This is a genomic window from Streptomyces sp. NPDC002176 (assembly GCF_044903645.1).
GTDB lineage: Bacteria > Actinomycetota > Actinomycetes > Streptomycetales > Streptomycetaceae > Streptomyces.
The window spans coordinates 282398-294296 of sequence record NZ_JBJDQW010000006.1 but is presented as its reverse complement, the minus strand read 5'-3'; the positions used below and the strand labels follow the sequence as shown (position 1 = coordinate 294296).

General features: G+C 71.8%; 11 protein-coding genes. 5 read left to right on the top strand and 6 right to left on the bottom strand.

Going from position 1 to position 11899, the window contains the following annotated elements; genetic code table 11:
• Positions 1 to 64 precede the first annotated feature (64 nt).
• Entirely contained in the window at positions 65 to 481 is a 417-nt protein-coding gene (locus ACI2LY_RS27035) for a hypothetical protein (protein ID WP_404709421.1), read from the top strand.
• A gap of 22 nt (positions 482 to 503) precedes the next feature.
• On the opposite strand, the gene ACI2LY_RS27030 is transcribed toward ACI2LY_RS27035, so the two are convergent.
• From ACI2LY_RS27030 to ACI2LY_RS27020, 3 genes are all read right to left on the bottom strand, one after another.
• On the bottom strand, positions 504 to 1448 hold the full coding sequence (locus ACI2LY_RS27030; RefSeq protein WP_404709420.1) for a bile acid:sodium symporter family protein: 945 nt from the start codon (positions 1446 to 1448) through the stop codon (positions 504 to 506).
• Positions 1449 to 1592: 144 nt separating this feature from the next.
• Complete coding sequence (locus ACI2LY_RS27025; protein WP_404709419.1) at positions 1593 to 1973, bottom strand: TraR/DksA family transcriptional regulator; 381 nt, start codon at positions 1971 to 1973, stop codon at positions 1593 to 1595.
• Positions 1974 to 3167, bottom strand: coding sequence for an MFS transporter (locus tag ACI2LY_RS27020; protein ID WP_404709418.1), 1194 nt, complete (start codon positions 3165 to 3167; stop codon positions 1974 to 1976). It abuts the gene before it with no gap.
• 70 nt (positions 3168 to 3237) lie between these two features.
• On the opposite strand from ACI2LY_RS27020, the gene ACI2LY_RS27015 reads away from it, so the two are divergent.
• Both ACI2LY_RS27015 and ACI2LY_RS27010 read left to right on the top strand, forming a co-directional pair.
• Positions 3238 to 4221 (top strand): helix-turn-helix domain-containing protein, encoded by a 984-nt coding sequence (locus ACI2LY_RS27015; protein WP_404709417.1) that lies wholly within the window; start codon positions 3238 to 3240, stop codon positions 4219 to 4221.
• Positions 4218 to 4724, top strand: a complete 507-nt coding sequence (locus ACI2LY_RS27010; protein ID WP_404709416.1) for a glutathione peroxidase — start codon at positions 4218 to 4220, stop codon at positions 4722 to 4724. The genes ACI2LY_RS27015 and ACI2LY_RS27010 overlap by 4 nt, the downstream gene beginning before the upstream one ends.
• A 140-nt stretch (positions 4725 to 4864) precedes the next feature.
• Here ACI2LY_RS27010 and ACI2LY_RS27005 read toward each other — a convergent pair whose 3' ends face one another.
• The 3 genes from ACI2LY_RS27005 to ACI2LY_RS26995 form a co-directional block, all read right to left on the bottom strand.
• A complete protein-coding gene (locus ACI2LY_RS27005) occupies positions 4865 to 5056 on the bottom strand; it encodes a DUF397 domain-containing protein (RefSeq protein ID WP_393914010.1) in 192 nt (63 codons plus the stop codon).
• A 188-nt stretch (positions 5057 to 5244) separates the two neighbouring features.
• Positions 5245 to 6102, bottom strand: a complete 858-nt coding sequence (locus ACI2LY_RS27000; protein ID WP_404709415.1) for a helix-turn-helix domain-containing protein — start codon at positions 6100 to 6102, stop codon at positions 5245 to 5247.
• A 252-nt stretch (positions 6103 to 6354) separates the two neighbouring features.
• On the bottom strand, positions 6355 to 7101 hold the full coding sequence (locus tag ACI2LY_RS26995; RefSeq protein WP_389004993.1) for a GPP34 family phosphoprotein: 747 nt from the start codon (positions 7099 to 7101) through the stop codon (positions 6355 to 6357).
• 181 nt (positions 7102 to 7282) lie between these two features.
• On the opposite strand from ACI2LY_RS26995, the gene ACI2LY_RS26990 reads away from it, so the two are divergent.
• Positions 7283 to 9697: a D-alanyl-D-alanine carboxypeptidase gene (locus ACI2LY_RS26990; protein WP_404709414.1), complete on the top strand. Its 2415-nt coding sequence runs from the start codon at positions 7283 to 7285 to the stop codon at positions 9695 to 9697.
• A 178-nt stretch (positions 9698 to 9875) separates the two neighbouring features.
• Complete coding sequence (locus tag ACI2LY_RS26985; RefSeq protein WP_404709413.1) at positions 9876 to 11846, top strand: MFS transporter; 1971 nt, start codon at positions 9876 to 9878, stop codon at positions 11844 to 11846.
• Positions 11847 to 11899: the final 53 nt, after the last annotated feature.

Sequence of the window (11899 nt, the reverse complement as noted above, 5' to 3'; positions counted from 1 at the left end):
CTTATCTTTCGTGTAACGTGCGCGCGTTCGATCTTTCGTTCAACTTTTCCTAGAAAGAACGCCGATGAGCGCTCCGACGCCCCCCGCTGCCCCGAAGGACCCCCAGTTCCCGCAGGAGCAGCCCGCATACGGGGAGGCGCCCGCGCCTGTGCCCGCCGCGCCCGCCAAGCAGGGCAAGTTGAAGAAGTTCCTCGGCATCGTGGTCATGCTCATAGCCGCGGTGGCCGTGAAGTTCGGCATCGCGTACGTCTTCAACTCCCCCGTGCACGCGGAGGCGGGTGACTGCGTCCGGGTCACCGGCTCCGAGAACAACCCCGAGGTCGACACCACGGACTGCACCGACAAGGACGCCAACTACAAGGTGCTCAAGGTCGTCAAGGACACCTTCGACGTCAACGCCTGCACCGTCGGCGAGGCCGCTCTCGCGCAGGAGTGGGACGCCGAGAAGTTCGTGCTCTGCCTGGACCCGGTGAAGAAGTAGCCCCCCGTGGGCTGGGCGGTGGTCAACCGTCCAGCCCGGCACGGCGGTTCATCCAGGCCGCCACCACCGCGCCCGACAGGTTGTGCCAGACGGAGAAGACCGCCGCCGGGAGAGCCGTCAGCGGCGTGAAGTACGAGGCCGCCAGCGACGCCGCCAGACCCGAGTTCTGCATGCCGACCTCAAAGGCCATGGCGCGGCTCGCGGGGCGGTCCAGCCGGGCGGCGCGGGCGGCTCCATAGCCGAGAGCCAGGCCGAAGGCGTTGTGGAGGATCACCGCCAGGAGGACGATCGCTGCCGCGTCCCGCAGGGCGGAGGCGCTCGCGGCCACCACGATCAGCACGATCACGGCCACCGTCCCGGCCGACAGCCAGGGCAGGGCGGGGAGGCAGCGGCGGACCACGGGCGCGGCCAGGCGCCGGACCAGGAGTCCGGCCACCACCGGGACCAGGACCGTCTTCAGGATGTCGACGACCATCGGGCCCGCCTCGACGTCCAGCATGTGCCCCGCGAGCAGCAGCACCAGGTACGGGGTGACCAGCGGGGCGAGCAGCGTGGAGACCGTCGCCACCGACATGGACAGGGCCACGTCACCCCTGGCCAGGAACGTCACCACGTTGGACGCCGTACCGCTCGGCGTGCAGCCGACCAGGATGACGCCCACGGCCAGCGCCGGGGGCAGGTCCAGCAGCTCGGCGATCGCCCAGCCGAGGCCCGGCATGATCACGTAATGGGCCACCAGACCGAGCGCGACGGCCCAGGGACGCTTGACCACGCCCTGGAAGTCCTCCGACGTCATCGTCAGGCCCATGCAGAACATCACGACACCGAGCAGGTACGGCACCGCCGCCTTGCCCTCGGCGAACGTCGACGGCAGCAGCATCCCGAGGGCGCCCGCGGCCAGCACCAGCAGGGGGAAGACGGTCACGGCCCGCTTCGCCGTACGGTCGGCATCCGCCGTACCGGTCACGTCAGTTGTCACCTCGGCCGGAACGACCCGGCTCTCTGAGTCCTGCACTTACCGCTCCCGCGTCCGCCGCCACCCTGTCCTCGCGCACGCAAGCCGCACGCCCGCCGATCGTGTCAGACCCGCGCCCTTCCGTGTAGGCCCCACCTATCGCGGCCCCGCCGCCCCCGCACACCCCACACACCGTGTCGTCGCCGGGCGCACCTCCAGCCGTTCCGCCGGGATCGTCGCGCCGCAGATCTCGCAGATGCCGTAGCCGCCGTCCGCCAGGCGGGTCAGGGCGTCGTCCAGGTGCTCCAGGTGGGTGCGGGCCCGGGTGAGGAGGGAGGCGACGTGGGCTCGTTCGAATGCGGTGCTGGAGCCGTCCGGGTCGTGTTCGTCATCGACGGCGACCAGCGCGTTGGCCTCCACGATCGCGGTGAAATCCCTGTTCAGGGCATCGATCTGGGTCTCGGTCGCCGCGCGCTCCGCCTGCAGGCGGGCCCGGATCTCGGTCGCCTTCGGGGCATTCTCTGGCGAATCGGTCATTCATGCTTCAGCGTCCACCGGGGCGACCGTATTCCGGGCCGGTACCCGCCCCGCCAGCGCCAGTCCCCAGGTCACCGCCACCGACGCCCCCGCCATCACCGTCATCCCCGTCGCCGGAGAGGTGACCTGGGCCAGCGAACCGGCCACCCCCGCACTCACCCCCTGCAGGGTCAGCATGCCCGCCGAGTGCAGCCCCAGGGCGTGCCCGGACAGCGCGTCCGGGGTCAGGGACATCAGCCGCTCCTGCTGCACCAGACTCGCCCCGAACCCCACGGAGGCCACCGTCACGCACACGACGGCCACCGGCAGCGGAGGGTGCGCCGCGAAGGCGAGGTAGGGCACCGCGAGGACCAGCAGCAGCGGTGTCGCCAGGTGGGCCCGGACCGCCGGGGGCAGGAGGCGGCCCACCGTCACGTCTCCCACCAGCATCCCCACCGCCGCGCAGGCGAACAGCGTGCCCGCCGAGCCGGGGGCGTATGACACGAACAGCGACTCGCAGCCGACGACCAGGCCGTTGGGCACCCACAGGCCCAGGTAGGTGAGGCGGCGGGGGCGGGCGGACCACAGGACGGCGTTGGTGTGCCAGGTCGCCGCCACGGCGGGGCGGCCGGTACTGCGGGGCGGGCGGGCGGTGAGGCCGAGGCGGAGGGTCAGGGCGGCGGTCAGGTACAGGGCGGCCGCGAGCAGCAGGCACACGCGTGGGGAAATCACCGTCAGGAGCAGCCCACCGGTGGCGTAACCGGCCGTCTGCGTCAGGCCGTTCATGATGTTGAAGAGGGAACGCCCGGGCAGATAGCCGTCCTTGGTGAGGATCTCGTTCAGCAGACCCCAGCGGACGCCGCCGCCCAGCGCGGCCACCAGGCCCAACAGGAGGACCACGGCGAGGAGTACGCCGGGCGGCAGGCCCGGTACCGCCTGGAAGGCCGTGCCCGCCGCGAAGGCCGCCGCGATGGCGGACAGCGCCGTACGCGGGGGCAGCCGGTCGGAGCCGGAGAGCAGGAGGGTCGCGCCGACGACCTGGGCCAGGGCGGGGCCGAACATGCTGAGCGCGGAGAGCAGCGGGGAGCCGGTGGCCCGGTAGACGAGGGTGCCGAGCGCGAGTCCGCCCATCGTCTGGGCGGCGGTCTGCGCGGAGGAGGCGAGGAAGAGAGGGGTGAACTCCGGTGTGCGGAACAGGGATCGATAGCTGGGCATGCGGGGAGTCTCGGCCGCGCAGCCAGGTGCTCGTTATTGTTTCGCCGGGCGGCGAAAGGTGGGGTGGGGCATGGGGTGGTGGCTGCTCGACGCGGACACGCTGGCCCGCAGCCGGTTCGTGATCTCCCCGCTCGCCGAGACCTTCGCCGGCCTCAAGCTGCTGCACGCCGCCACACCCACGCACCCCGGCGAGCGGGAGTGGCTGCGCGCCCATCTCCCCGCCTATCAGGCCCGGTTGGCGGAGGACCCGGTCACCGCGCGCCTGATCCGCGCCGGGCTCGGCCGGGACTGGATCGCCGACTTCCTCACCCCCGCCCCGCGTGACGGCGAGACCTTCGCCGAGGAGGTGGGCCGGGTCCGGGCCGCCCGCCCCGCCGACGCCCGCGCCCACCTGCTGCTCTCCCTCACGGGCCCGCTGCCCCCCGTGCTGGAGCGGGACGACCTGCCCGAGCGGGCGGCCGTGCTGCTGGAGTGGGTGTGGGAGGAGACGGTACGGCCGTACTGGGAGCGGCGGAGACGGGTGCTGGAGGCGGACGTGCTGGCGCGGACCGCGCGGATGGGGCGCGGCGGCTGGGCCGGGGTGCTGGACTCGCTGCGGCCGGGGACGCGGTGGCTCGGGGAGAGCCGGTTCCAGGTCAACCGGCAGACCTACCCGCCCCGCGAGATCTCCGGCGCCGAACTCGTCCTCGTCCCGGTGACCCCGCAGCGGCAGGGCTGGGTGGCGTGGGAGGAGCGGGAGCGGTACGCGCTGGTCTACCCGTGCGCCGGGGCCCTCGCCGGGCAGCCCGAGCGTCCGGTGTCCGCGAGTCTGGGCGCGCTGCTGGGCCCGGCCCGCGCGAGCGTGCTCACCCTGCTGGAGTCCCCCTTGAGCACCACCCAGCTCACCGCGCTGACCGGCCAGACGCTCGGCTCGGTCGGCCGCCATCTGAAGGTGCTGCGCGAGTCCGGCCTGATCACCCGCCGCCGCGCGGGCCGCTCGGTGCTGTACTCGCGCACAGCGGCCGGGGAGGTCCTGGTGGAGGCCGGGCGGCCGGGGCCTAGGCTGCCCGCATGACGACCAGCGACAACACCTCTTCTCCCCTCGACACCGAGATCGGCGCCCTCCAGGGTGGTTCCGCCGAGCTGGCCCGGTACGCCGGGCAGGCCGTGCTCGTCGTGAACGTGGCCTCCAAGTGCGGGCTGACCCCGCAGTACACCGGCCTGGAGCGGCTCCAGGAGCGGTTCGGCGGGCAGGGCTTCACCGTGCTCGGCGTGCCGTGCAACCAGTTCATGGGCCAGGAGCCCGGCTCCGCCGACGAGATCGCGGAGTTCTGCTCGGCGACGTACGGCGTGACCTTCCCGCTCACCGAGAAGGTCGACGTGAACGGCGACGCCCGCCACCCCCTCTACGAGCGCCTCACCGGCTTCGCCGACGCCGAGGGCCACACCGGCGACATCCGCTGGAACTTCGAGAAGTTCCTGATCGGCCGCGACGGCCAGGTGGTCGCCCGCTTCGCCCCGCAGACCGAGCCGGAGTCGGCGGAGGTCGTGACGGCCATCGAGGCGCAGCTCGGCTGACGCCACCCGACCGGCATGGATGAAGCCCCCTCGGCAAGGACGGCGACCGGTCGAGGGGGCTTCACGGGTGATGCGTGTGCTGTTGTGATCGTCGAAGCAGCGGTCACGTGCTTCTACGCGGTGGGACCGGGGCCGGAGCCCTACGCCTTGACCGAGGTCACGAAGGCGGTCCACGCCGTGGCGGGGAAGGCCAGGACGGGACCCTCGAGGTCCTTGGAGTCGCGTACGGCGAGTTCGGCGACGGTCGGCGACTTGACCTCGACGCAGGCGCCGTTGCCCGCGGAATAGGAGGACTTCATCCACGTCTCCGTAGCGCCCTGAATCAGTGCCATGTCCACTCCTGTTGCGAGTTGCGGTGGTGCGGTTCGCGCCAACCCATGCGAGCGATTGGCGTGATCGACGCTAGCGCCCAACCGCTCTGCTCGCAGGGGCCGTTCACTCAAGCGGGTGGCATATTCCAAGCGAGCCGTCACGGGGGTGGGGCGACGGTGTACGATCCCTCGCCCCACCTGTCGGGGCCCTACTGGGCGAACTTCTTGGCCGCGTCCTGGATGAACCGCTGGGACTGCTCCACCGGGAGCGCCTGGGCCCGCAGGTGCTCGTACATCACGGCGTACTGCTGCACGTCCGGCCCCTTTTCCAGGTAGAGGTCGCTGGTGACGCCTTCCAGGTAGACCACGCTGGAGTCGGCCGCGTCGGCGAACTCCAGGATGGCGTACTGGCCGTTGAGCCCCGGATGCGCGCCGACCTCGAAGGGGAGCACCTGCACGGTGACGTGCGGGAGCTGGGACAGCTCGATCAGATGCTCCAGCTGCTCGCGCATGATGAGCTTGCTGCCGACGACCCGGTGCAGCGCGGCCTCGTCCAGGACCACCCACAGGCGCAGCGGGTTGCTCTCGTCGGTGACCCGGTCCTGCCTGCGCATCCGGACCTTGACGCGCTTGTCGATCTCGGCGGTCGAGGTCTCCGGCAGCGCGCCCCGCACCAGCGCCTCCGCGTACGCGTGGGTCTGCAACAGGCCGGTCACCAACTGGGGTTCGTACACGCGCAGCGACTGCGCGGCCGACTCCAGGCCGATGTAGACGCTGTACGGGATGTCGCCGAACGTGTGCCACCAGCCCTGCTGGCGGGAGTCGCGGGCCATCTCCATCAGTGAGTCGACCACCCTCTGATCCTCGACCTCGTACACCCCGCACAGATCGCGGACGTCGCGCTGGCTGATGCTGCGGCGGCCGTTCTCGAGCCTGCTGATCTTCGACTGCGACACCAGCAGGCGGTCGGCGACCTCTTCGGCCGTCATGCCCTTGAGCTCACGGAGCTTGCGCAGCTCCTGGCCCAGTCGGCGCCGCCTGACGGTGGGATTGACATTGGACGCCACGGGACGCGCACCTCCGGCTGGCTGCCTGTATCTGACACTTTGTGTATCTGCTGTTGAGCAGACTGCCACCAAGGGGGTTTCTACCGCTGGGAAACGTCGGATATGCGGCGCCTACCCGGTAGTTCGGGGTACGGACCGGTCGGCGGCCTGGTATAGGCACAAGCGGCGGAGCGGGGCGGGGGACCTCGTGGTCCGCCCGTCCCGCCCGTCAACTCCTCCGCGGCTCAGGGGGATCGCCCCCGGCCGGGCCGCTCAGTGTGCCGCCGCGCGGGCCATCGAGCCGTGATGCGGCTGCATCGGGACCCCGCGCGCGGGTTCCCCGGCGCCCGGTCCGGGCTGCCGCCCGGCGGGGGCCTGACCGCGCCGCGACTGGGCGCCCACACCGTTCTGCACGTCCATCACGGCGTGCGCGACCAGGCCGCCCATCGGGTCGTGCCGGATCAGGTCCCTGAGCCGGGAGCGGGACGAGCGTCCCTCGTTCCCCGGGTACAGGTGCTTGCCCAGGCCGACCGCGTGGGCCAGCGCGGCGAGCGCGGCGGTCCGTGGGTCCGGTGGTACGCCGGTGCGGATCGCGGAGTCGAGCCTCCCGCGGATCTCCCGGCTGATGCTGGTGTCCGTCGCCTGGTACCGCGTGGTCGGCAGTACGCCGCACATCTGGCCCGGTACGGCGGCCACCATGCCGCACCTCTCCAGGTGCGACAGATAGGTCTGGCGCAGGCCCAGCCGGGGCCCGCCTATCCAATGGACGGCCCGTACCGGAGCGCCGCGCCTTCGCAGCAGCTCCAACGCGCAGTCCAGAGTTGGATCTCCTGTCGGCCGTGGCACCACCACGGCGATACGATCCCCGTCTGGGGCTATCCGTCCGGCCAGCGCCAGCTCCACTAGCTGCGCACCGGCCAGACCGAGGTCGAGCGACTGCGGCTGCGCAGTGGTACCCGTGGCCGGGTCCAGTGCGAGCATCAGAAGCTCTTCCGGAAGTGTTCTGCGGCTCCTGGCCATCCATGCCTCCCCGCGTGGATGAATGACAGGGTGACGCCTCTCACATTCATCTGTCGAGAGCGCGTGCCCGGTTCATGGGGGAACCGGCAGGTATGTCGTTCTCGTCTGCCACTAAGGGCGAACTCCCACACAGGACACTGGTACATGGTTCGGACAGGGCGCGCGAGTGCGCGTGCGGCGCATGGAGGAGGCATCGGTGGCGGGCGAGTCCCCCGACAGGTCGAAGCAGCACGAGGCGTCAGTGGAACCGACGTCGGGGAGCGGGAGTTCGGTGCCGGCCGCCCGAGAATCCGAGTCCGTGGGTTCAGCCGGGGTGACCTCTGCCGCTGACCCGACGGGTCCCGTGGAGGACGAGGAACTCCGCGAGGCCGTCTCGGCGTGGGTCCGCACCTCCGGCGACCCGGCGAAGGACGGCTCTGCGGGTTCCGGCAAGGGGGCCGATACGGCCAAGGCCGGGGAGTCGTCGGAGGGTTCGGACGCGGAGGACGCGGAGGACGCGGCGGAGGAAGGTTCCGGCACCGCCGAGGACGACACCGAGGACGGCTCCGAGGACGGCTCCGAGGACGCGGAGGACGCCAAGAGCGCCGCCGACGTACCTGACGACACGTTCAAGGACTCGCGCGAGGACGACGCCACGGACGCCGCTGACGGCGCGTCCGAGGCCCCGGAGGAGGCCGACCCGGCCGAGGACGACGAGGACGCCCCTGAGGGCGCCTCCGAGCCCGCTACGGGCGCCGGGGAGGACGACGCCGAGGCTGAGGACGAGGACGACTCCAAGTCCGCGCCCGAGGACGAGGACGAGGCCGCTCCCAAGGCCACCGCCCTCCCGGATGCGGCGGACGAGACCGAGGACGCCGAGACGGACGCACCCGCGCCCGCCGCCGAGGACGACTCCGAGCCCGCGCCCGAGGACGAGGACGAGGACAAGGCCGCACCCAAGGCCACCCCCCTCCCGGACGCCGAGGACAACACCGAGGACGCCGACGAGGACACCGCCCCCAAGGCCGACGCCAAGCCCGACGACGCCCCCGCGCCCGACGCCAAGGCCCCCGAGGCCGACGCCAAGAAGCCCGTGGACACCCCCACCACCGCTCTCAAGGCGCCCACCGCCAAGAAGCCGGAGGTGGACCAGCCGACGACGATGCTCAAGGTCGGCGGCAAGGCCAAGCCCGCTCCCGCCGAGCAAGAGGCGGAGCGGACCAGCAAGTTCGTGGCGTTGAAGCCCGACCTCAAGGCGTCGCAGGCACGCGTCGAGGAGACGCGGGCGGTGCCGCAGGTCGGGCCGGAGCGGACGACGCAGCAGCCGCTGCCGCCGCGGCCCCCGCTGGACCTGCTGGCGGAGCTGACGAACACGCCTCCGCCGCCGGAGACGCACGTACGCACGCTGGTGCGCCGGGTGAAGATCTGGACGCCGCTGGTGCTCCTGCTGGTGGTGATCCTGGGCGTGGTCCAGGCGCTGCGCACGCTGCCGCAGCCCACGCTGGCCCTGACCGCGAAGGACAGCTACACCTTCGAGGGCGGCAAGCCGGACATCCCGTGGCCGGCCGACGGCCAGGGCGCGATGGACGTGCAGGGCATCGGCTCGTTCGGCTCGTCGGGCTCGGGCAAGCCCGTGCCGATCGCCAGTGTGGCGAAGGTGATGACCGCGTACCTGATCCTGCGCGACCACCCGCTGAAGAGCGGCGCCGAGGGCCCGGAGATCAAGATCGACAAGGCCGCGCAGGCCCAGTCGAAGGCGGGCCAGGAGTCGACCGTCGACGTGACCGAGGGTGACAAGATCACCCAGCGGGAGGCGCTGGAGGGTGTGCTGATCGCGTCCGCGAACAACGTGGCGCGCCTGCTCGCCCGCTGGGACGCAGGGTCGGAGAAGGCGTTCGTGGCGAAGATGAACGCCGCCGCCAAGGGCCTCGGCATGAGCGGGACGACGTACACCGACCCCTCGGGTCTGACGAACTCCACCGTGAGCACGGCCGTGGACCAGGTGAAGCTGGCCAAGGCGGCGATGACGCAGCCCGCGTTCCGTGAGGTCGCGGCGATGATGTCGTACACCGACTACAAGGGCACGTACCACTCCAACTGGAACCAGCTCGTCGGGCACAACAACGTCGTCGGCATCAAGACCGGCACCACCACCTCCGCGCTCGGCAACCTGGTCTTCGCCGCGAAGCAGGACGTCGGCGGCGAGACCCGGATGATCATCGGCGCGGTGCTGCGGCAGCCGCCGAGCAAGCGGGACAACAGCATCCTCAGTGCCGCCATGGACAGCAGCGACGCGCTGATCCGGGCCGGGCAGGGCGCGCTGAAGCAGGAGACGGTGCTGAAGAAGGGCACGGTCGTCGGGTACGTGGACGACGGCCTGGGCGGCGAGACCCCGGTCGAGGTCACCGAGGACGTGAAGGCGGCCGGCTGGGCGGGCCTGAAGGTCAAGCTGTCCTTCACCTCGGGCACGATCCCGCACACCGCGAAGGCCGGTACCGAGGTCGGCTCGCTGACCGTGGGTGACGGCTCCTCGGCCGGTGCCGTGAAGGTGCCGGTAGCGCTCCGCGCGGACCTGGCCGAGCCGGGCCTCGGAGCCAAGCTGACCCGCCTCGGCTGACCCCCGTACCGACCCCGGCCCCACCCGCCGTATCCGCACCCCGCCGTCCGCGCTCCCACCACGGGAGCCGGGCGGCGGGGTGCGTGCTAGCGTCACGAAACGGGGCAGGTCACCGGTGACCGCACCCCGGCCGCGCAGGGGGCCGAGAACGGAAGACGGGACACGGGGAGTGCCTGACGTGGCGACAACCGAGCCGAAGCGCGCCGAGAACGCCGAGCCGGACCCGGCGTCCGACCCCCGGATACCCGGCCCGCCCCACGAGAGCGGCCTGAGCACCCTGCGCGCCCGCGTGCGCGAGCACCCCGTGCTCTCGGTGACCCTGCTCGCGGGCGTCCTGCACATCATCTGGTTCTTCACGTTCGCCAACAGCGGCGGCGACCTCGCGGCGCAGGACGCGTGGGCGGAGTTCGTCGGACGGCACCCGGACTCGGCGTACAACCTGGCCTGGTACGGCGGCATGCACCCGGTGTCGTACAGCGTGGTCTCGCCGTATCTGATGTCCGTGCTCGGGGTGCGGACCACGATGATGATCGCCGGTACCGGCTCGGCGGCCCTGCTGACCCTGATCCTGGTGCGCAGCCGGGTGGTGCGCAATCCGCTGATGGCGGCGCTGGCCGGGGTGTTCGCGCTGTTCGGCAACGCGGTGTCGGGCCGGGTGACGTTCGGGCTCGGCATGCTGTTCGCGCTGTGCGCGGTGGCGACGGTGTTCTGCTGGCCCTACGAGGGCCGGTACGCGCGCTGGGCGACGCCGGTGGCCGCCGCGCCCCTGGCCGCGCTCGCCGGGATCTTCGCGCTGCTCGGCGGGGCCGTCGGGTGGGTGGCGTACGCGCTCGCGGGGCTGTTCGCGGCGGGCGCGGTGGCGGTGGGGTTCCGCTGGCCGTACCGGGGGCGGTACAAGCGCTGGGCGAAGGCGCTGACGGCGGCGCCGCTGGCCGCGCTGGCCACGATGGGGTCGCCGGTGGCGGGGCTCTTCGTGGGGCTGGTCGCGGTCGCGCTGTTCCTGCAGAAGCGGCGGCCGGGCGCGTACGCGCTGGGGCTGGCGCCCGCGGTGGTGGTGGCCGCGTCGGCGTGGCTGTTCCCGTTCTCCGGCACGCAGCCGATGACGTTCGGCTCGGTGATCATGCCGCTGCTGTACGGGCTGCTGTGCCTGTTCCTGGTGCCCAAGGAGTGGGTCACGGTCCGGCTCACGGCGGGTGTGTACAGCCTGAGCGTGGTCCTGGTGTGGCTGATCAGTTCACAGATCGGCTCGAACATCTCGCGGTTGCCGATGCTGTTCGCGGGGGTGGCCCTGGTGGCCGCGCTGCCGTTCACGGCCCCTCGTTCGCGCCGCTGGTACGTGACGGTGCTGGCGCTGGCCGGGTTCGTGGGCTGGATCGGCTTCAAGTCGGTGGACGACGTGGTGCACACGACCCCGGCCGCGTCCTGGGCGCGTGAGCTGGCGCCGCTGGTGCACCAGTTGCAGCGGGCGGACGCGGAGAAGGGCCGGGTGGAGGTCATCCCGGTCCGCTCCCACCGGGAGGCGTCCGCGCTGGCGCCGTACGTGAACCTGGCGCGCGGCTGGAACCGCCAGGCCGACATGGAGCGCAACCCGCTCTTCTACGACGACACGCTCAACTCGGCGAACTATCACGAGTGGCTCCAGCGGTGGGCCATCCGGTACGTGGTGCTGCCGAGGGTGGACGACCCGGACGGCGACGGCGGGGTGCGCGAGCGGGAGCTGGTGCTGCGCGGGATGCCGTACCTGGACCGGATCTGGAGCGACTCCAACTGGCAGCTGTACCGGGTGACGGACCCGGCGCCGCTGGCCGAGCCGAACGCGGTCGTCCGGCGGGCGGAGCAGGGCGAGATGACGCTGGACGTGCGGGAGCCGGGGCGGATTCTGGTCCGGGTGCCGTACTCGCCGTGGCTGAGCGTGGTGGACGAGCGAGGCAAGAGCCTGTCGGCGCCGCAGGAGACCGACGAGTCGAAGCAGCGCCCGGAGGGTTCCCCGAAGTCGTTCGTCAACGTCAACGGCTGTCTGCGGGAGACCCCGGTGGACGCGGCGGGCGACCGCTGGACGGTGCTGCTGGCGCCGAAGGCGGGCACGTACCACCTGGCGGCGCCCTACCAGCTGCCGCGCGGGACGCCCTGCCCGGACGAGCTGAAGTAGTCGTCGCATCCGTTCACGTATCTGAACCAGAGTCAGAGAACCGAACGATTTTA